The 20,226-nt window shown below is 66.3% G+C and carries 17 protein-coding genes; 15 read left to right on the top strand and 2 right to left on the bottom strand.

All coding sequences use genetic code 11. The features are described 5' to 3' along the window. Positions 1–11 precede the first annotated feature (11 nt). On the top strand, positions 12–932 hold the full coding sequence (gene yegS, locus ABV408_RS11980) for a lipid kinase YegS (RefSeq protein WP_353979181.1): 921 nt from the start codon (positions 12–14) through the stop codon (positions 930–932). A gap of 222 nt (positions 933–1,154) precedes the next feature. Further along, positions 1,155–1,595: a nucleoside deaminase gene (locus ABV408_RS11975; RefSeq protein WP_353979180.1), complete on the top strand. Its 441-nt coding sequence runs from the start codon at positions 1,155–1,157 to the stop codon at positions 1,593–1,595. 64 nt (positions 1,596–1,659) lie between these two features. Here ABV408_RS11975 and ABV408_RS11970 read toward each other — a convergent pair whose 3' ends face one another. Then, complete coding sequence (locus ABV408_RS11970) at positions 1,660–1,866, bottom strand: cold-shock protein (RefSeq protein WP_353979179.1); 207 nt, start codon at positions 1,864–1,866, stop codon at positions 1,660–1,662. A gap of 530 nt (positions 1,867–2,396) precedes the next feature. Here ABV408_RS11970 and ABV408_RS11965 point away from each other — a divergent pair. Together ABV408_RS11965 and ABV408_RS11960 are read left to right on the top strand one after the other, a co-directional pair. Continuing rightward, complete coding sequence (locus ABV408_RS11965) at positions 2,397–2,813, top strand: TM2 domain-containing protein (RefSeq protein ID WP_353979178.1); 417 nt, start codon at positions 2,397–2,399, stop codon at positions 2,811–2,813. 82 nt (positions 2,814–2,895) lie between these two features. Then, complete coding sequence (locus ABV408_RS11960; protein ID WP_353979177.1) at positions 2,896–3,474, top strand: exopolysaccharide biosynthesis protein; 579 nt, start codon at positions 2,896–2,898, stop codon at positions 3,472–3,474. Between the two features lie 117 nt (positions 3,475–3,591). Here ABV408_RS11960 and ABV408_RS11955 read toward each other — a convergent pair whose 3' ends face one another. Continuing rightward, positions 3,592–5,571 (bottom strand): transglycosylase SLT domain-containing protein, encoded by a 1,980-nt coding sequence (locus ABV408_RS11955; protein ID WP_353979176.1) that lies wholly within the window; start codon positions 5,569–5,571, stop codon positions 3,592–3,594. Between the two features lie 193 nt (positions 5,572–5,764). On the opposite strand from ABV408_RS11955, the gene ABV408_RS11950 reads away from it, so the two are divergent. From ABV408_RS11950 to ABV408_RS11900, 11 genes are all read left to right on the top strand, one after another. Further along, positions 5,765–6,109 carry a DUF1232 domain-containing protein gene (locus ABV408_RS11950; RefSeq protein ID WP_353979175.1) on the top strand — a complete coding sequence of 115 codons (345 nt, stop codon included), beginning with the start codon at positions 5,765–5,767 and terminating at the stop codon, positions 6,107–6,109. Between the two features lie 114 nt (positions 6,110–6,223). Further along, positions 6,224–8,122: a molecular chaperone HtpG gene (gene htpG, locus ABV408_RS11945; protein WP_353979174.1), complete on the top strand. Its 1,899-nt coding sequence runs from the start codon at positions 6,224–6,226 to the stop codon at positions 8,120–8,122. Positions 8,123–8,456: 334 nt separating this feature from the next. Continuing rightward, entirely contained in the window at positions 8,457–9,323 is an 867-nt protein-coding gene (locus ABV408_RS11940) for a glucosaminidase domain-containing protein (RefSeq protein ID WP_353979173.1), read from the top strand. A gap of 241 nt (positions 9,324–9,564) precedes the next feature. Beyond that, positions 9,565–11,025 (top strand): protein adenylyltransferase SelO, encoded by a 1,461-nt coding sequence (locus ABV408_RS11935; RefSeq protein ID WP_353979172.1) that lies wholly within the window; start codon positions 9,565–9,567, stop codon positions 11,023–11,025. A 567-nt stretch (positions 11,026–11,592) separates the two neighbouring features. After that, positions 11,593–13,164, top strand: a complete 1,572-nt coding sequence (locus tag ABV408_RS11930) for a Re/Si-specific NAD(P)(+) transhydrogenase subunit alpha (RefSeq protein ID WP_353979171.1) — start codon at positions 11,593–11,595, stop codon at positions 13,162–13,164. A gap of 16 nt (positions 13,165–13,180) precedes the next feature. Next, positions 13,181–14,623, top strand: a complete 1,443-nt coding sequence (locus ABV408_RS11925; RefSeq protein ID WP_207037026.1) for an NAD(P)(+) transhydrogenase (Re/Si-specific) subunit beta — start codon at positions 13,181–13,183, stop codon at positions 14,621–14,623. 111 nt (positions 14,624–14,734) lie between these two features. Continuing rightward, the gene (locus ABV408_RS11920) at positions 14,735–15,832 is read left to right on the top strand and encodes an NAD(P)H-dependent glycerol-3-phosphate dehydrogenase (RefSeq protein WP_353979170.1); all 1,098 of its coding nucleotides are present in this window, start codon (positions 14,735–14,737) and stop codon (positions 15,830–15,832) included. After that, a complete protein-coding gene (sixA, locus tag ABV408_RS11915) occupies positions 15,829–16,302 on the top strand; it encodes a phosphohistidine phosphatase SixA (protein ID WP_353979169.1) in 474 nt (157 codons plus the stop codon). The genes ABV408_RS11920 and sixA overlap by 4 nt, the downstream gene beginning before the upstream one ends. 15 nt (positions 16,303–16,317) lie before the next feature. Further along, a complete protein-coding gene (locus ABV408_RS11910) occupies positions 16,318–17,349 on the top strand; it encodes a LacI family DNA-binding transcriptional regulator (protein ID WP_353979168.1) in 1,032 nt (343 codons plus the stop codon). A gap of 209 nt (positions 17,350–17,558) precedes the next feature. Continuing rightward, entirely contained in the window at positions 17,559–18,689 is a 1,131-nt protein-coding gene (locus ABV408_RS11905) for an L-talarate/galactarate dehydratase (protein WP_353979167.1), read from the top strand. 59 nt (positions 18,690–18,748) lie between these two features. Beyond that, on the top strand, positions 18,749–20,077 hold the full coding sequence (locus tag ABV408_RS11900) for an enolase C-terminal domain-like protein (protein ID WP_353979166.1): 1,329 nt from the start codon (positions 18,749–18,751) through the stop codon (positions 20,075–20,077). The last annotated feature ends 149 nt before the right edge of the window (positions 20,078–20,226 follow it).

Here is a 20,226-nt window from a genome sequence, read left to right as displayed (position 1 = left end):
ATTCGATCGGTATGGCCAGTCATGGCGAGGGCACGACGTGGTTGATACTCAACGGCAAGTCCGCGCAGCAGCCGGAGATTCGCAGTGCGGTGAAGTCGCTGCGTGCGCGGGGGCACGAGCTTTCGGTGCGTGTCACCTGGGAGGAGGGTGACGGTACCCGACTGGTCGACGAGGCGGTGGCGGCGGGCGCCTCGCGGGTGATCGCCGGTGGCGGCGATGGCTCGATCAACGAGACCGTCGCCGGACTGATGCGCCACCCGGTCGAGCAGCGTCCCGCGCTGGGCATTCTGCCGCTGGGCAGTGCCAACGATTTCGCCCATGGTCTCGAACTGCCGATGACCCCGACGGCCGCGCTCGAACTGGCGCTGACCGGCGATACCCGGCGCGTGGATGTCGGCATGCTCGACGACGAGGCGTTCATCAACGTCGCCTCCGGGGGCTTCGGTGCCGAGATCACCACCTCGACGCCGGTCGGGCTCAAACGCCTGCTCGGCGGCGGCGCCTACTCGCTGATGGGCATGCTCAAGGCGTGGAACTATCAGCCGTTCGAGGGGCACCTGCGCTGGCCCGAGGGCGAGGCGCGGGTGCCACTGTTCATGCTGGCGATCGGCAATGGAGCCCAGGCCGGCGGCGGTCAGCGGCTGGCGCCCTCGGCCCGGATCGACGATGGCCTGCTGGAGCTGCTGTTCGTACGCCACTTCAGCTCGCTCGGCGAACTCAAGCGCATCATCGACGAACTGGAGAATCTGCCCAACGACGGCGAGTTCGTACGCTATCTGCGGGTACCCTGGGTGGAGTTCGACAGCGACGGTGCCTTCCCGCTCAACCTCGATGGTGAGCCGCGCCGCTATCGCCGCTTCCGCGCGTCGCTCGAAGGCGAGGCGCTGCCGCTGGTGGTGCCGTCACGCTGCCCGTTGTTGAGAGATGGCTGAGAGATGACTGAGAGACGACTGAGAGACGACTGAGAGACGACTGAGCGATCATTGACCCTAGGGTTTGTACGAAAAGTCAGCGAGCGAAGGCAAGACAAGGCAAAAATCGGCGAAAACGCGGAGTTTACAGGGTGTAAATGAGCATTTTGAGCCGATTTTTAACGCCGTATTGCCGAGCGCAGGTAGTTTTCGTACAGAGCCTAGCCTTCGGGAGAGCAGGATATGGATGACTTCATGCAGGCGGCCATCGCACAGGCGCGTCTGGGTCTGGAAGAGGGCGGCGTGCCGATCGGCTCGGTGCTGGTACACGAAGGGCGAATCATCGGGCGCGGCCACAATCAGCGCCAGCAGCGTGGCAGCGCCGTGCTCCACGGCGAGATGGATGCGCTGGAGAACGCCGGGCGGCAGCCCGCCAGCGTCTATCGCAACAGTGTGCTCTACACCACGCTGTCGCCATGTTCGATGTGCAGCGGGGCGATCCTGCTCTACGGCATTCCACGGGTGGTGGTGGGGGAGAATCGCACCTTCCTCGGCGAAGAGGCGCTGCTGCGTGAGCGCGGTGTCGAGGTGGAGGTGCTGGACGACGCCGACTGTCGCGAGCTGATGGCGCGCTTCATCGACGCTCACCCCGAGGTCTGGAACGAAGATATCGGCGAGAGCTGACGCAAACGGCGCCCATAAAAAAGCCCACCGCTAAGGTGGGCTTTCTTCTCAAGGGTTGGCTAACTCAGCCGTTGACCTTGATGTTGGCGGCCTGAAGGCCTTTCTTGCCCTGAGTGACGTCGAAGGTGACCTTCTGGCCGTCTTGCAGGGTCTTGAAGCCTTCTGCCTGAATTTCGGAGAAGTGCGCGAACAGGTCATCGCCGCCGTCATCGGGAGAGATGAACCCGTAGCCTTTGGTGTCGTTGAACCATTTGACAGTGCCGGTTGCCATTGTCGATTTCCTTAACTTGCCTAGTAGTGAAGCCGAGCACCCCCCACGGGAAGCTCGAAATGCGTGGTAAGACGAGGGGGGAATGCGCAAGAGGAGTTCGACGAGCGACTGACAACTGACGACATTCTACCTGCAAACCTACGCAGCGGATGATGCATGGGGGTCATTCTGACGGTCAAGCATTGCCAGCTTGACTTTGGTCGAGTGATCTCCATACCCCGCTAAAGCACCATAGATGGAAAAAACGTGCACGTCTACAGCCCTCCCGCGCCTTTTTTCCGGGGTGATCGCGGCACCGGGTATGGTTTTCTTAACCCTTTTTAAGAAGTTGGCCATATGCATATGACGATTGGATTGCACCGCTCGCGGCAGGCCAGAGGATTCGACTGGCCGTCGTCTGCCGCCGAGAGACCCTTGCCAGCGTGCTAGGTAAGCGCAGGGTGCATGAGGACGGGGCTCTCGGGTAAGCTGTCGCTCACCGCGAGCCGCGCTCGCGGCATCCGTGTTTGGACAGTTCAGGAGTTTTTTCCGTGGCACGAGGCGAAGTCGCACTCAACGATACCCACAGCAAGGTCATCGGCTATCTGCTGTGGATCTTCGGTTTCACCGGTTCTCACCGCTTCTATTATGGCAAGCCGGTGACCGGTACCCTATGGTTTCTGACGCTGGGGCTACTCGGCATCGGCTGGCTGATCGACCTGTTCCTGATCCCGGCCATGGATCGGGAGGCGGACCTGCGCTTCCGTGCCGGCCCGATCAGCTACACCCTGGCGTGGATCCTGCTCACCTTTCTGGGTGTCTTCGGTATCCACCGCATGTACATGGGCAAGTGGCTCACCGGCCTGCTCTATCTGGTGACCGGAGGCTTCTTCCTGCTCGGCGTGCTCTACGATTTCTGGACCCTCAACGATCAGATCTCGCTCAAGCACGCGCGCCGCGGTCTCTGACCCTGGCCGGTGCGGCCGCGTCTCTTTTCAACGTCACAGGGTTTCAAAGTTAACGCGTTTCAACGTCACAGGGAGGTGACGCATGGCGGAGCGGCTGAAGCTCACCGCTATCTTCGACACCCTCGACGAGCGCGTCGAGGATGACACCATCACCCTCGGCGACATCGTCGAGACCTTCAATTCCCGCGGCTTCGGCCCGGTGGTGCTGATACCGGGGTTGATCGCGCTGCTGCCCACCGGCGGCGTGCCGGGGGTGCCCAGCCTGTGCGGGATCTTCATTGCGCTGATGGCGGTCCAGCTGGTGCTCGGGCGGCGGGCGCCCTGGCTGCCCCGGCGGCTCGCCCGGCGGGGGATCAGTCACGCGCGCTGGCACCGCATCGCCGCGCGAGCCAAGCCCTGGACCCGACGCATCGACCGCCTGCTGCAGCCGCGCCTGACGTGGCTGCTGGGCAGCTTGACCCAGCGCCTGCTGGCCTTGCTGATGACCCTGCTGGGGCTGTCGATGATGCCGCTGGAGCTGCTGCCGTTCGCGGCCGCGCTGCCGGCGCTGGCGATCGTGGTGATGGCACTGGGGCTGACCGCCGGTGACGGCCTGATGATGCTGGCGGGGTTGTTGATCACCCTCGGTGGTGGCCTCGGGCTGGGGATCTGGCTGCTGTAGTCTCTTTGCTCGGGATCACAGCCTTGCCGTGCAAGGCCAGTGCTCTCGCCATCCTCGGCCAGGCCCTGTGCGTGTCGCAGGGCCTGGCCGACTCTCCTTCAGACTTCGAGAAGCGCCTCAGTTGCTGGCGATCAGGGTCGGGTCGTAGCGCCCTTGGCGCTCGGCCGGCGTCAGCATGGCCACGCCCTGGGTATCACCCTGCTTGGCTAGACTCTCGAAGATCACCCGATAGGCGAGCACCGCTTGCACGTAGTCGCGGGTCTCGCGGAACGGAATGCTCTCGACGAAGCGATCGAACTCCCGCGGGGCGCTGCTGAGCCAGCGGTCGACCCGCTGAGGGCCGGCGTTGTAGGCCGCGGTGGCGGCGATGCGATTGCCGCGATAGCGCTCCAGCATGCTGCGGATATAGCTGCTGCCGAGGCGGATATTGGTCTGCGGCTGGAACAGCTCGGCACTGCTGGGCGCGGCGATGCCGAGCTGGCGAGCCACGTGGTCGGCGGTACCCGGCATCAGCTGCATCAGGCCGCGGGCACCCACGGGTGACATCGCCTCGGGGTTGAAGGCGCTCTCGCGGCGGGCGATGCCCATCAGCAGGAAGGGGTCGACCTGCTGGCGCTCGCCCCAGTGCAGGAAGGCGTCGCGATAGGCGGCCGGGAAGCGCCACGGCAGGGCGTCCCACTGCTTGGCGGCGATGGTGGTCTGCACCGCCATGGCGTACCAGCCCTGGCGAATGGCGTAGTCGGCCAGGGCCGCGGCCTGCTCCGGGGTGTCGCGGGCGGCGGCGGTATACCACTCGCTGCGCGCCAGTCCCTCCTCGCCGATGCGCATCAGCGCCTCGGTACGCTGGACCACCGGCAGCATATTGGTCAGCTCCTGCTGTAGCGTGGTGACATGGGTGTCACTCATCTGCAGATGGTAGGGCTGGCCCAGGCGGTCGGCGGCGGCGAAGCCGAAGAAGCTGCGCTCGTTGGCCGCGGTTGCGTAGGCGCGTCGCGCAGCCTCATCGTTGCCCAGTGCCGCCTGGGCGCGCCCCAGCCAGTACTGCCAGTGGGCGTCGCCGCGCGCCTCGGCGGGCAGCGCCTGGGTCCAGCGCACCACGTTCTGCCAATGGCCCGAGGTCACCGCATTGCGGATGCGCAGTTCGATCAGGTTGGCATCGGCGAGCCGCGGCAGGTTGGCGTCGACCCAGCCCTGGTTGTTGGCGACATCGCGGACCATGGAGTAGAACGCCAGGTCGCGCTCGATGCGCTGACGCTGGGTGTCGCTCAGCACGGCGTGCGGCGCGATCTTGCGCCACGCCTCCAGCGCGGCCTCGGTGTCGGCGCGGGTAAAAGCGTGCATGGTGGCAGCGGTCAGCGCGCCGGCGGCGCCTTTTCCGGGCCCCAGGTCCTGCGGGATCTGGGTGACCGCGGCATAGTTGGCGCTGACGCGCTCGAACTGGGTGATGGCGGGCTGCCAGGTATCTCCCAGGCTGCGCTCGAGGTAGCTCACCAGGCCGCTCTGGCCGTTTTCCCAGGCCAGCATCATGCGCTCCCAGGTGTCCTCGGCGGTGAGCACGCCACGCTGGGTCAGGGTGGCGAAAAGGGCATCGCAGGCGTCCGGTTGGGAGGCGCCGACATGCCACAGTGTCTCGCCGCCGGCTGCGGCGCGGGCGGGGTCACGGTCGAGCAGGGCGGTATAGTAGTAGCACTGGCGAATGGCGCCATCGGGCTCGCCGTCGCTGATCGCCAGCAGGTCGGCGAAGCGACCCTGCTGGCCGAAGCGCGTCTGCGCCGTGCCGCGCATCCATTCCGCCAGCGGCGAGTCGCCGTAGCGCGTGATGAAGGCGTTGACCTCGGCCGCGGAAGCGGTGCTCAGCCGTGCACGCAGGCGGTGGTACTCGACGTAGCCGGCGAGCACGTGATCCTGGATCGCGGCCTGGTCGATGGCGTCCCAGCGCTGGTCGCGCGCGGCGTCCAGGGCCTGCTTCATCACCAGGTCGTCGCTCGATGTGGCGGCCAGCGCCGGAGCGACCAGGGCCAGGCCCAGGGCACCGGCGAAACAGCGGCGCAGCCAGGGTTGGCGCTTGCCGAGACTACGCTGAAGAAATGCGGGCATCGCGAACTCTCTCGTCGGGTCGGTGCATCTCACGCCGGGGTAAATCGCCGGCATGGATGTCGTGCGCCGGGGGCGGTATGGCCGCGCCACCGTCCCCGGCGTTGAATCCAGGCACAATCGTAACCATCTATACCCTCAGGGCGCCATTGCCCATCGACCGATAAGCGTCGCTTTTCTCAAGGAGGCCGAGCGTATGACACCTTGGCGTTGGTTGACTCAACTCTCGCGGCTCAAGCAGCGCGGCGGCGCGCTGGCGCGCATCGGCCGGGCTTTTCGGGTATTCGGCCCGATGACCGCCGACGTGGTGCGCGGACGCTACCGCCCGGTGCCGTGGGCGGCCTTCGCCTGGATGGCCGCGGCGCTGGTCTATCTGGTCTCGCCGCTCGACCTGATTCCCGACTTCCTGATGGTGATCGGCCTGGTCGACGATGTCTTCATCGTCGGCTGGCTGCTCACCCGGGTCGATCACGCGCTCGACGGCTACCGGCGCTGGAAGGGCTGGGACGACGATCCCGCCGCGCCGCAGCGCGGTGCCTGAGAATCGCAGGGCCTGAAACGGCAGTGGTTGAAAAGCCACCGGCCACCCCCATATCGCTGATCGTCTTCATTTCCTTGGTCTTTTTACTTCGCAACCGTGTCAAGAGGCTCACCGATGACCACTGCCACTCAAGAAGAAACGCTCGGTTTCCAGACCGAGGTCAAGCAGCTGTTGCACTTGATGATCCACTCCCTGTACTCCAATCGGGAGATCTTCCTGCGTGAGCTGATCTCCAACGCCGCCGACGCCTGCGACAAGCTGCGTTACGAAGCGCTGGAGAACGACGCGCTCTACGGTCAGGACCCAGAACTCAGGATCGAGATCGAACATGACGCCGACGCCGGCACGGTTACCGTGCGCGATACCGGCATCGGCATGAGCCGCGATGAGGTGATCCAGAACCTCGGCACCATCGCCAAGAGCGGCACCGCCGAATTCCTCAAGCAGCTCTCCGGCGAGAAGCAGAAGGACGCCAAGCTGATCGGCCAGTTCGGGGTCGGTTTTTACTCCGGCTTCATCGTCGCCGATGAGATGGTGGTGCGTACCCGCCGTGCCGACAGCGAGCAGGGCGTGGAGTGGCGCTCCAAGGGCGAGGGCGAGTTCACCATTGCCGATATCGAGCGCCCCGAGCGCGGCACCGAGATCGTGCTGCACCTCAAGGAGGACGCCAAGGAGTTCGCCGACGACTTCCGCCTCAAGAATCTGGTGCGCAAGTACTCCGACCACATCGATGTGCCGGTGCGCATGCCCAAGGTCGAGAAGGCTCGTGACGAAGAGGGCAACGAGATCGAAGGCAGCGAGACCGTCAGCTGGGAGACGGTCAACGAGGCGACCGCGCTGTGGGTACGGCCCAAGGCCGAGATCAGTGACGACGAGTACAAGGCGTTCTACAAGCACATCGCGCATGACTTCAGCGACCCGCTGACCTGGAGCCACAACAAGGTCGAGGGCAAGCTCGAGTACACCAGCCTGCTCTATGTACCTGAGCGCGCGCCGTTCGACCTGTATCAGCGTGACGGCGTGCGCGGGCTCAAGCTCTACGTCCAGCGCGTCTTCATCATGGACGACGCCGAAGCCTTCCTGCCGCTCTACCTGCGTTTCGTCAAGGGCGTGCTCGATTCCAAGGATCTGCCGCTCAACGTCTCGCGCGAGCTGCTGCAGAAGTCGCCCCAGGTCGACTCGATGAAGTCGGCGCTGACCAAGCGCGCGCTGGACATGCTCAAGAAGCTGGCCAAGGACAAGGAGGCCTATCAGACCTTCTGGAACACCTTCGGCAGCGTGCTCAAGGAGGGCCCGGCGGAGGACTACGCCAACCGCGACAAGATCGCCGAGCTCCTGCGCTTCTCGACCACTCATACCGACAGCAGCGTGCAGGACCAGTCGCTGGCGGATTACGTCGAGCGCATGAAGGCAGGCCAGCAGAAGATCTACTACATCGTCGCCGACAGCTTCAACGCCGCGCGTCACAGCCCGCACCTGGAGATCTTCCGCAAGAAGGGCATCGAGGTGGTGCTGCTGCACGACCGCATCGACGAGTGGCTGATGAGCCATCTCACCGAGTTCGACGGCAAGTCGCTGGCCGATGTGGCCAAGGGCGACCTGGACCTCGACGACATGGCCGACGAAGCCGAGAAGCAGGCTCAGGAGGAAACCGCCAAGGCCAAGGAAGATCTGGTCAAGCGGGTCAAGGAGGCGCTGGGCGAGGATGTCCAGGAGGTCCGTGTGACGCATCGCCTGACCGACTCGCCGGCCTGCGTGGTGCTGCCCGAGCACGAGATGGGCTTCCAGATGCGCCGGCTGATGGAGGCCGCAGGCCAGACCCTGCCCGAGGTCAAGCCGATCCTCGAGCTCAATCCCGAGCATGCGCTGGTAGCGCGGCTGGAGTCTGCCGACGGCGAGCGCTTCAGCGATCTGTCGCGCATTCTGCTCGATCAGGCGGTGATCGCCGAGGGCGGTCATCTCGATGATCCGGCTGCCTACGTCAAGCGGCTCAATGCGCTGCTGAGCGCCTGACCGGCCCGGCGTCGACCTCGCTCGGCGCTACGTCCGCTGGCTCGGCCGGCCCCGTTTCGGGGCCGGCCGAGTGCTTTTCGGGGCCTGCGAAGGAAGTGCTGAATAAATCGCCGAACGAGATGAAGGGCAAGGCGCACGGAACGCAGAAGGCGAGACATAACATGGGGTTAGGCGAGCCTTCGAGTACCGCGCAACGCAGCCATTCGCTCGTGCAGGCATTTATGCAGTGGTTCCCGAATTCACGGCCTGTCCGAAGACTTTGCACGATATTTACTCAACTTGGCGGCGAATTGCTGTTAGCCTGCTGCCATCTTTCCATACGAGGAGCGCCACCATGTCGCGATCCTTTCCCCCGGCCGATGGGCGATCGACCCGTCGGCCGGGGCTCAGTCGTCGTACCACTGCTCTGGCCTTGACTGCCGTACTGACCCTGGCGCAAGCCCCGTTTCCGATGTCGGCTCAGGCCGAACCGGCATCCGAAACTGCGCCCACCCTCTACAGTAGCGTCACCCAGCCAGCCCTGGATCCGGTCAGCGAGCTGCCCGATCTGCGCGAGTACAAGGCCGGCGCCAAGCGCAAGGCGGCCTTCCTCGGACTGCTGGTGCCGCTGGTCCAGGCCGAGAATGCGCAGATCCAGCGCGACCGCAACTGGCTGTTCGCGATCAGCACCCGGGTCAATCCGCTGCGTGACGACGAGAAAGCGCGTCTGGCGCGGCTGTGCGACGCCTATGGGGTGAGCTGCAAACCGGGCCAGGTCAGCCCGGAGCTGCTCAGCCGGGTCAATACCATTCCGCTGGAGATGGTGGTGATCCAGGCCGTCGAAGAGTCCGGTTGGGGCACCTCGCGTATTGCCCGCGAGAGCAACAACCTGTTCGGCATGCGCTGTTTCTCGCCCGGCTGCGGTATTGCCCAGAACGGCACCTCGCGGCGTTTCCAGGTGTTCGACAGCGTGCGTGACGGCGTGCGCGCCTATCTGCACAATCTCAATACCCACCGCGCCTATTCCCAGCTGCGCCAGGAGCGCATGACGCTGGCCACGCGCGGACGCTCGATCTCGGCCGAGCGGCTGATCGGCAAGCTGCACAACTACTCCACCTCGCCCGACTATCAGCAGCAGCTGCTGGCACTCCTGCGCACCAATGGTGAGCTGATCCGCGATCACGGTCTGGATGCCAGCGACAGCGACGCCAGCCCCGCCTGATCTCGCCTTTCGCGCTTGCCCGGCCTTTTCCGCCTGATCCGGCCTTTACCACTGTGTCTTGCCACATCACCGTCTCGCCACGCCTCGCGCCTGTCCTCGGGCAGCGCCCGGCGGGGTCTGCCTGCGGTGCCGGCTGGTGGCAGGGCTGGCTGGTGTGCAGGACCGCGGGGTGAGGGTGTAAGCTAGAGCGTCATTCCCGCCACGATCTCGCCACTACCCACCCCGCTTCGAGGAGGACGGCATGACGGCTGACAACGGTCTCGACGCGCTGGTTTTCGATAACGTCTGGTCGCGCTTCCCGGAAGACTTCTTTACCCGGGTCACGCCCAGCGTATGGGCCGAGACGCGGGTGCTCGACCTGAGCCCCACCGCGGCGCTGCGCCTCGGCCTCGACCCCGAGGCGATCGACCACGACCAGCTCACCGCGCTGATGAGCGGTGCCACGCTGCTGCCGGGCATGGACTCGTTGGCACAGAAATACACCGGGCATCAGTTCGGCACCTACAATCCGGCGCTAGGCGACGGCCGCGGGCTATTGCTGGGCGAGGCACTGACCCCGCAGGGGCCGTGCGATCTGCATCTCAAGGGGGCCGGGCAGACGCCGTATTCACGCTTCGGTGACGGCCGCGCGGTGCTGCGCTCGTCGATCCGTGAATATCTCGCCGGTGAAGCGATGTCCGGTCTGCGCATTCCCACCACCCTGGCACTGGCGGTGGCGGTCAATGGCGAGAAGGTGATGCGCGAGCGGGTCGAGCCCGGCGCCACCCTGCTGCGGCTGGCCGAGAGTCACGTGCGCTTCGGCCACTTCGAGTGGCTCTACCAGCAGAAACGCAGCGATGATCTCGCGCGCCTGATGCACCACGTGATCGAGCGTCATCGGCCGCAGCTCGCGACCCAGCCGGCGCCGCTGGAGGCGCTCTATCAGGACGTGGTGACCCGCTCCGCGGAGCTGATCGCGCGCTGGCAGGCCTATGGCTTCGTGCACTCGGTGATGAACACCGACAACATGTCGATCCTGGGGCTGACGCTGGACTACGGCCCCTACGCCTTCATGGACCGCTACGACCCCCAGCTCACCCCCAACCACACCGACGCCAGCGGGCGTTACGCCTTCGACCAGCAGCCCGGCGTCGCGCTGTGGAATCTCACCGTACTGGCCCAGTGCCTGACGCCGCTGATCGCCCCCGAGCGCCTGCGCGAGATCCTCGACAGCTACGAGCCGACGCTGCAGGCGGCCTACGCCATCCTGATGCGCGCCCGGCTGGGGCTGGAGGTCGAGCGCGAGGAGGATGGGGCGCTGATCGACGACTGGCTGGAGATGCTGGGTCGGGCGGGCGCGGATTTTCACCGCAGCTTCCGCGCCCTGTCCGAGAGCGATGTCGCCGGGGGCCTGGTGCTCAGCGAAGAGGTCGCTGATGCCCAGCTCGATGAGTGGCTTGCGCGCTACCGGGCACGTCTCGCGCATGAATCTCGCGGCGAGACCGAGCGGCTGGCGGCGATGCGCCGGGTCAACCCGCTCTACGTGCTGCGCACCCACCTGGCGCAGCAGGTGATCGAAGCGGCCCAGGCCGGCGATGCCGAGCCGCTGCGCACCTTCCGCGAGCTGCTGGCGTCGCCGTTCGAGGCACGCCCCGGCATGGCCGCCTGGGCCGAAGCGCCGGCCGCCAGCGCGCCACCGGTGTGCCTCTCCTGCTCCTCCTGAGCCGATCGCGAGCGCTTCCTGAGTCTGTCTTTAGTCCGCCTGCGCCAGGTCCCGCCCGGGACCTGGCGCAGAGGCTTCCCGTACCGGTACTTCTCGCCTGACCCTTCCTCTCGGTGATGGCGGCGCGCAGAAAGCCGCCAATTGGGACGAATAAGGAATGCGTTATGGCATTGATAACTCATGCCCAAGGTCTGTTTTTTGTATTGTTAATCAATGGCTTGGGAAGGGTTTTAGGCATAACGATTCGGTTATGGTCACCATAAAATATTGAGCGGGTTGGTTTTTCTGCGTGCGTCTTGATCCCGCCGTCGGCTTTATCGAACACTTGGGCTCATTCAGGCGCTCTCCCTCGCGCGGGTGGCGCTGCCGGACGGCCGTTGATCGGCGTTCGGTGGCTCTGCTGGTGCCGGGGGAGGGCGCCCTTATCTCGACCCCACAGGAGAACCGACGCATGGCCGATCGAGCGATGCCGTGTCCGTTTTGGCGCTGCGCAGGGCTTGCCCCGCGCGGCCTGGCCGAATCCGACCTGAGCGGCGGCGTGGCGCCGTCGCTGCGCGAGGTGGCGGCATGAGAATTGGCGCCCCCAAAGAGATCGCCAAGGGCGAAGCGCGGGTCGCCCTGACCCCGGAGAGCGCGCAGCAGATCCAGAAGCTCGGGCACGAGTGCCTGCTCGAGCGCGGTGCGGGCGTCGCCGCCGGTTTCAGCGACGACGCCTATCAGGCGGCCGGGGTGACCCTGGTCGACGACGCCGAAGCGCTGTGGGAAACCGCCGAGGTGGTGATCAAGGTACGCGAACCCCTCGATGCCGAGATCGAGCGGCTGCGCGACGGGCAGACGTTGATCGCCTTCTTCTGGCCGGCGCAGAACGAGGCGCGCCTGGCGCGCTGCCGCGAGAAGGGCGCCACCGTGGTGGCGATGGACATGGTGCCGCGTATCTCGCGGGCGCAGAAGATGGATGCGCTCTCGAGCACCGCGAACATCGCCGGCTACCGCGCGGTGATCGAAGCCGGCAACCAGTTCGGGCGCTTCTTCACCGGCCAGGTCACCGCCGCCGGCAAGGTACCGCCGGCCAAGGTGCTGGTGCTCGGCGCCGGCGTGGCCGGGCTTGCCGCCATCGGTACCGCCACCAGCCTGGGGGCGGTGGTGCGCGCCTTCGATGTGCGCCCGGAGGTCGCCGAGCAGATCGAGTCGATGGGCGCCGAGTTCCTGTTCCTCGACTTCGAGGATAGCCAGGATGGTTCGGGCAGCGGCGGCTACGCCTCGCCCTCGAGCCCGGAGTTCCGCGAGAAGCAGCTGGCGCTGTTCCGCGAGCAGGCCCCTGAGGTCGATATCGTCATCACCACCGCGCTGATCCCCGGGCGCCCGGCGCCCAAGCTGTGGCTCGAGGAGATGGTGGCGGCGATGAAGCCTGGCTCGGTGATCGTCGATCTCGCCGCCGAGAAGGGCGGCAACTGTGATCTGACGGTGATGGACGAGCGGATCGTCACCGACAGCGGCGTGATCGTGGTGGGCTATACCGACTTTCCCTCGCGCATGGCGACCCAGGCATCCCTGCTCTACGCCACCAACATTCGCCACATGCTCACCGATCTGACGCCGGAGAAGGATGGCGTCATCGTCCATGACATGGAAGATGACGTGATCCGCGGCGCCACCGCCACGCATGCCGGCGAGATCACCTTCCCGCCGCCGCCGCCTAAGGTGAAGGCGATCGGTGCGGCCAAGCCCAAGGCCAAGCCCAAGGAGCCGACGCCGGAGGAGAAGCGCGCCGCCGAGCACGCAAGCTTCCTCGCCCAGACCAAGCGCCAGGTCGGCCTGCTGGCGGCCGGAGGCGTGCTGATGTGGTTGCTGGGCATGGTCGCGCCGGCCTCGTTCATGCAGCACTTCATCGTCTTCGCGCTGGCCTGCTTCGTCGGTTTCCAGGTGATCTGGAACGTCAGCCACTCGCTGCACACGCCGCTGATGGCGGTGACCAACGCCATCTCGGGGATCGTGATCCTCGGGGCGATCCTGCAGATCGGCTCGGGCAGCTGGCTGGTCGGGCTGCTCGCGGGCATTTCGGTGCTGATCGCCTCGATCAATATCGTCGGGGGCTTCCTGGTCACCCGACGCATGCTCGCCATGTTCCAGAAATCCTGACCCGCGGAGAGAGATGATGTTGCAACATGAGTTCGTTTCCGCCGCGGCGATCGCGGCGAGTGTTTTGTTCATCCTGTCGCTGGGCGGGCTGAGCAATCAGGAGAAAGCCAAGCGGGCGGTCTGGTATGGCATCGTGGGGATGGCGATCGCGGTGGTGTTCACCGCGCTCGGCCCCGGCGTCGGCGGGCTCGGCTGGCTGATTCCGCTGATGCTGATCGGCGGCCTGGCCGGCGCCTGGCTGGCGCGCCGGGTCGAAATGACCGAGATGCCGCAGCTGGTTGCCGCGCTGCACAGCGTGGTCGGCCTGGCGGCGGTGTTCATCGGCTTCAACGCCGAGATGGAGCGCGCTCGGGTGGTGGCTACCCGCGTCGCCGGGATCGATGTCGAAGGGTTCTCGGCGTTCGCCGCGACCCTGGCCCACAAGACCCCGCTGGAGCTGACCTTCCTGCAGATCGAGGTGGTGCTGGGTGTGTTCATCGGCGCGGTGACCTTCACCGGTTCGGTGGTGGCGTTCGGCAAGCTGGCCGGCAAGATCGGCGGCAAGCCGCACAAGCTGCCGGGCGGGCATCTGCTCAATGCCGGCGCCGCGCTGCTCTGCGTGCTGCTGGCGGTGGGCTACTTCAATGGTGCCGGTGCCTGGACCCTGGTGCTGCTGGCGCTGCTCGCCTTCTTCATCGGCTGGCACCTGATCATGGGGATCGGCGGCGCTGACATGCCGGTGGTGGTGTCGATGCTCAACAGCTACTCGGGCTGGGCCGCGGCGGCGATCGGCTTCACCCTCTCCAACGACCTGCTGATCGTCACCGGGGCGCTGGTCGGCTCCTCCGGTGCGATCCTCTCCTACATCATGTGCAAGGCGATGAACCGCAACTTCGTCAGCGTGATCCTGGGCGGCTTCGGTGCGACCCAGAGCGAGGCCGCGGAGATCGAGGGCGAGCAGGTGTCGATCGACACCGGTGGTGTCGCCAGTGCGCTCAACGACGCCGACAGTGTGATCATCGTGCCGGGCTACGGCATGGCGGTGGCCCAGGCCCAGAACGCGGTGAGCGAGCTGGTGCGCAAGCTGCGCGCCGCGGGCAAGAACGTGCGTTTCGGCATCCACCCGGTGGCGGGGCGCCTGCCCGGACACATGAACGTGCTGCTGGCGGAGGCGCGGGTGCCCTACGACATCGTCATGGAGATGGACGAGATCAACGACGACTTCGCCAGCACCGACGTGGTGATCGTCATCGGCTCCAACGATATCGTCAATCCCGCGGCGCAGGAGGATCCGGGCAGCCCGATCGCCGGCATGCCGGTACTCAAGGTGTGGGAAGCCAAGCAGGTGTTCGTGTGCAAGCGTGGCCAGGGTACCGGTTACTCGGGTATCGAGAACCCGCTGTTCTTCAAGGAGAACACGCGCATGCTCTACGGCGACGCCCGCGGCAGCATCGACGCCCTGGTGCCGATGATCGACTGAGGCGGCGCCACGCGCGACCCTGATCCGAGCGCATTTCGCCCCGCGACGGCACCCCCGTCCGGGGCGATTTTCGTTACACTGTCTGTATCGTTCAGTGGCCACGGATCGACCATGTCAGAATCCCCCTCGCAGTCAGCTTCCCGCTCTTCGGAGCCCATGCGGGTCGCCGTGCTCGGCGGCGGCAGTTTCGGTACCGCCATCGCCAGCATCGCTGCCGACAATGGCGCCACGGTACGCCAGTGGCTGCGCGATGCGGCGCTGGTCGACCAGATCAATCACGAGCACCGCAACGGCCGCTATCTGCCCGACTACCCGATCAACCCGGCGGTGGTGGCCTCCACTGATCTGGCCGCCACCGTGGCCGAGGCCATGGTGGTATTCATCGCCATCCCCTCCAAGGCGTTTCGCAGCGTGCTCGAGCAGGCGCGCGAGCACCTGCGCCCGGAGCAGATCCTGGTGACCACCACCAAGGGGATCCAGGCCGAAGGCTTCAAACTGATGAGCCAGTTGATCGAGGAGGCGACCGGCTCGTCGCACATCGGCGTGCTTTCGGGGCCCAACCTGGCCGCGGAGATCGCCCAGAAGCAGCTCACGGCGACGGTGATCGCCAGCGACGATGCGGTCACCCGGGCCTATGTCCAGGCCGCGCTGGGCTGCGGCTACTTCCGTGTCTATGCCGGCAACGACCGCTACGGCGCCGAGCTGGGCGGCTCGCTCAAGAACATCTATGCCATCGCCGCGGGCATGGCGGCGGCGCTGGGCATGGGCGAGAACACCCGCGCCATGCTGATGACCCGCGCGTTGGCCGAGATGAGCCGCTTCGCGGTGGCTCTGGGTGCCAATCCCATGACCTTTCTCGGGCTTTCCGGCGTCGGCGATCTGATCGTCACCTGCTCGTCCAAGCTCTCGCGCAATTACCGCGTCGGCTATGCGCTGGGCGAGGGCGCCACCCTCGACGACGCGATCGCGGCCCTGGGCCAGGTGGCCGAGGGCGTCAATACGGTCAAGCTGGTGTGTGCCAAGGCGCGTGAGGAGGGCATCTACATGCCGCTGGCCCAGGGGCTGCACCATGTGATGTTCGACGGCGTGCCGGCGCGTGACATGGCGCGGGCGCTGATGGAGAACGAACAGAGCAGCGACGTCGAGTTCATGCTCTCGCGCGAGGCGGTTTCGCAGGCCCATCAGTTGGCACCGGACGGTGACGCATGAGCTGGCTGGCGATCGTGCGCCACGGCGAGGCGGGGCCCGGCATACCCGATGCCGAACGTCGCCTGACCGCGCGTGGCGAAGGCGAGGCGCAGTCGGCGGCGCGCTGGCTTGCCAGCCGCCCGGAACTGGCGGCGGCGACCCTGTGGGCGAGCCCGTATCGGCGCGCGCAGCAGACTGCGCTGCCCATCGCCGCGGCGTTGGGCGTCTCCCTCGACACCTGCGACGGCATGACCCCGGAGGATGACGTCGACGCCCTGATCGAGCGCCTGAGCGCGCTGGGGGCGTCGCCGTCACCGCTGATCCTGGTCAGCCACATGCCGCTGGTCGGCACCCTGGCCGGACGTCTGGTCGATGGCGGGCCGCTCGCGGCCATGGGCTTTCCCACCGCCGGGGTGGCACTGCTCGAAGGCGAGGTGTGGGCGGCGGGCTGCGCCAGCCTCGGCGCCTTCGTCGCGCCACCCCATGGCTGAGGCGCCCGCCCCGCAGTGAGTGAGCATGATGCCAAGCCGCGCTCGGCCCGGGCCACCGGCAGCGCCCGTCTGACCGATGTGGCGCGGGTCGCCGGCGTGGCACCGATGACCGTGTCGCGGGCGCTCAATCGTCCCGAGCTGGTCAGCGAGGCGACCCGTGAGCGGGTGCGCCGCGCGGTCATCGAGACCGGCTACGTGCCCAATCAGGTCGCTGGCGCGCTGGCCTCCAGTCGCAGCCGTCTGGTGGCGCTCATGGTGCCGACGGTGGCCCACGCGCTGTTCGCCGAGGTGGTGCAGACGGTCACCGGCTTGCTGGTGCCGCGCGGCTACCAGGTGCTGTTGGGGCTGGTCGGCTATACCCCCGACGAAGAGGAGGGCGTGGTCGAGACGGTGCTCAGCCGCCGCCCCGACGGTATCGTGCTCACCGGTTGCCACCACTCGACCCTGACCCGGCAGCGGCTGGCGGCCAGCCGGGTGCCGCTGGTCGAGATCTGGGACATGAGCGACGACCCCATCGACATGCTGATCGGGTTCTCCCATCACGCCGTGGGGCGCGCCGTGGCCGATCACCTGCTGGCGCGGGGTTACCGCCGCCTCGGGGTGATCAGTGCCGATGACACCCGCGCCGAACGGCGTATCGATGGCCTGCGCGAGCGCCTGGCCGAGGCGGGGCAGCAGGCGCTGCCGCTGCGTCGGGTGGGAACCCCTTCGAGCATGCCCTGGGGGCGCGAGATGGCGGCCGAACTGCTCGATCACCATGCCCTCGAGGCGATCGTCTGCAGCTCCGATATCCTCGCCCTGGGGGTGATCGCCGAGGCCCAGAGTCGCGGCCTGGCGATCCCCGATGATCTGGCCATCATGGGCTTCGGCGACAGCAGCTATGCCGCGGCCAGCTTTCCCGCCCTGAGCACGGTGCGCATCGATGGGGCCACCATCGGCCGCCGCGCCGCCGAGCAGCTGCTCGAACGCATGGCGCGACCCCAGTTCGAGCGCAGCGGGGTGGTGGAGGATGTCGGTTTCAGCCTGGTCGACCGCGCTACCACCTGAGCTGTCGCAGTGTGCAAACCCTAGTGCTTTGGTCGTAATTTGCCTGTCAGCATCTTTGTCATACAAATGCTCCGCGCTACTATCCGTGTCCAACGACCTCTCTAGGGTGGCTGAATGATAGCGCAATCATTCACGTCGCCAACGAGCCCGAGAACGTCGCCGCGGCCAAATCTCTCCCCCTGCGACGACCCACGAGACAAGGTGACGCGATGAACAACGACGCCATCAGCTGGATCCGTTTCTCCCACGTGCTGTTGCCCCTGGCGACGCCGATCAGCGATGCCAAGGTGCTGACCGGACGCCAGAAACCGATGACCGAGGTGTCGTTTCTGTTCACCGAGATCGAGACGCGTGATGGTCATCGCGGCATCGGCTTCAGCTATTCCAAGCGTGCCGGGGGCTACGGCCAGTTCGCGCATGCCAAGGAGATCGCGCCGGCGATTCTCGGCGAGGACCCCAACGACACCGACAAGCTGTGGCACAAGCTGGTATGGGCCGGCGCTTCGGTGGGGCGCAGCGGGCTCTCGACCCAGACCATCGCCGCCGTCGACGTCGGCCTGTGGGATCTCAAGGCCAAGCGCGCGGGCCTGTCGCTGGCCAAGCTGATCGGTGCCCATCGCGACTCGGTACAGTGCTACAACACCTCCGGTGGCTTCCTGCATACGCCGATCGAGGAGGTCAAGGAGAACGCCACCCGCTCGCTGGAGAACGGTATCAAGGGGGTCAAGATCAAGGTCGGCCAGCCCGATATGAAGGCTGACCTGCAGCGCGTCGAGGCGGTGCGCCGCCACCTGGGTGACGACGTGCCGCTGATGATCGACGCCAACCAGCAGTGGGACCGTGCCACCGCGCTGCGATTCGGCCGCGCCATGGAGCCCTACCACCTGGTGTGGATCGAGGAGCCCCTCGACGCCTACGACGTCGAGGGGCACGCCGCACTGGCCAGCGCCCTGGATACGCCCATCGCCACCGGCGAGATGCTCGCCAGCGTCGCCGAGCACCGCGCGCTGATCGACCATCGCAGCGCCGATATCATCCAGCCGGATGCGCCGCGCATCGGCGGTATCACACCGTTTCTGAAGCTGGCCACCCTGGCCAGCAGCGCCGGCCTGCAGCTGGCACCGCACTTTGCCATGGAAATTCACCTGCACCTGGCGGCGACCTATCCCAGCGAACCCTGGGTCGAGCACTTCGACTGGCTGGAGCCGCTGTTCAACGAGCGTCTCGAGACCCGCGACGGGCGCATGCTGGTACCGGACCGCCCGGGGCTCGGCTTCACCCTGACCGAGCAGGCACGCCAGTGGACAGTGGATAGCGCCGAATTCGGCAAACGCGGCTAGGAAACACTGAATCAATGGCTGCAGCGTTCCCGCAACGATCAAATACCGAGGAGTGCGAGATGAGTTTCCCCAAGATCACCAAGATGTCGGTCGTGCCGGTGGCCGGCTACGACAGTTTCCTGCTCAATCTGAGCGGCGGTCATGCCCCCTGGTTCATTCGCTGCGTGCTGATCCTGGAGGATGACAGCGGGCAGCGCGGGGTGGGGGAGATTCCCTCCAGCGAGGGTATCCTGCGGGGGCTGGAGCAGTGCCGGGCGCTGGTCGAGGGGGCGCGTATCGACCAGGTCAAGCAGGTCCTCAACCGGGCGCGGCTGGCGCTGGCCGGCAACGGGCGCGAGGAGCGCGGCCAGCAGACCTTCGATCTGCGTGTGGCGGTGCATGTGCTGACCGCCATCGAGTCGGCGCTCTACGATCTCTACGGGCAGGCGCTGGGCCAGCCGGTGGCGGATCTGCTGGGGCGTTTCGGCCGCCAGCGCGACGAGGTCGAGGCGCTGGGCTATCTGTTCCTGCTCGGCGATCCGGCCAAGACCGATCTGCCCTACCCGAAAGCCGACAACCCGGTGGACGCCTGGGACGAAGTTCGACGTCGCCAGGCGCTCACGCCGGACGCGGTCGCCGAGCTGGCCAAGGCTGCCCATGCGCGCTATGGCTTCAAGGATTTCAAGCTCAAGGGGGGCGTGCTGCGCGGCGAGGAGGAGGCGGAGTGTATCCGCGCGCTGCACGACGCCTTCCCCGAGGCGCGCCTGACCCTGGACCCCAACGGTGCCTGGACGCTCGACGAGGCGGTGCGCGTGCTCGACCCGATCAAGCATCTGCTGAGCTATGCCGAAGATCCCTGTGGGCAGGAGGCGAGCTGGTCCGGGCGCGAGACGATGGCCGAGTTCAAGAAACGTACCGGCCTGAAGACCGCCACCAACATGATCGCCACCGACTTCAAGCAGTTGCAGTACGCGGTGGCGCTCAATGCGGTGGATATTCCGCTGGCGGATTGTCACTTCTGGACAATGCAGGGGGCGGTGATGGTCGGCGAGCTTTGCCATGAGTGGGGCATGACCTGGGGCTCGCACTCCAACAACCACTTCGATATCTCGCTGGCGATGATGACCCACGTCGCCGCCGCCTGCCCGGGGGAGATCACCGCCATCGACACCCACTGGATCTGGCAGGATGGCCAGCGCCTCACCCGCGAGCCGTTGGCGATCCGCGACGGCAAGCTGCGCGTGCCCACCACGCCCGGATTGGGCATCGAGCTGGACATGGCGCAGCTCGAACAGGCCCACGCGCTCTACCGCTCGCTCGATTTACGCAGCCGCAACGACGCCATGGCGATGCAGTATCTGATCGATGGCTGGCGCTTCGACCCCAAACGCCCGGCGCTGGTACGCTGAGCCGAACCGCGCAGCGGTAGTTGCACCCGCCGCGATACGCCGGTGGACGAGGAGGGGTAGGAGACAGCATGAGGCGGCATGGGGTGCCGGTGCCAGGCAGAGTCGTGGATAGGCTATAGAGAGATAGATGGTGAAGATAGGGGTAGGGG

The organism is Salinicola endophyticus, assembly GCF_040536835.1.
Lineage (GTDB): Bacteria > Pseudomonadota > Gammaproteobacteria > Pseudomonadales > Halomonadaceae > Salinicola > Salinicola endophyticus_A.
Note: the sequence above shows the minus strand (reverse complement) of the source record. Positions and strands in the feature narration are given on the sequence as shown.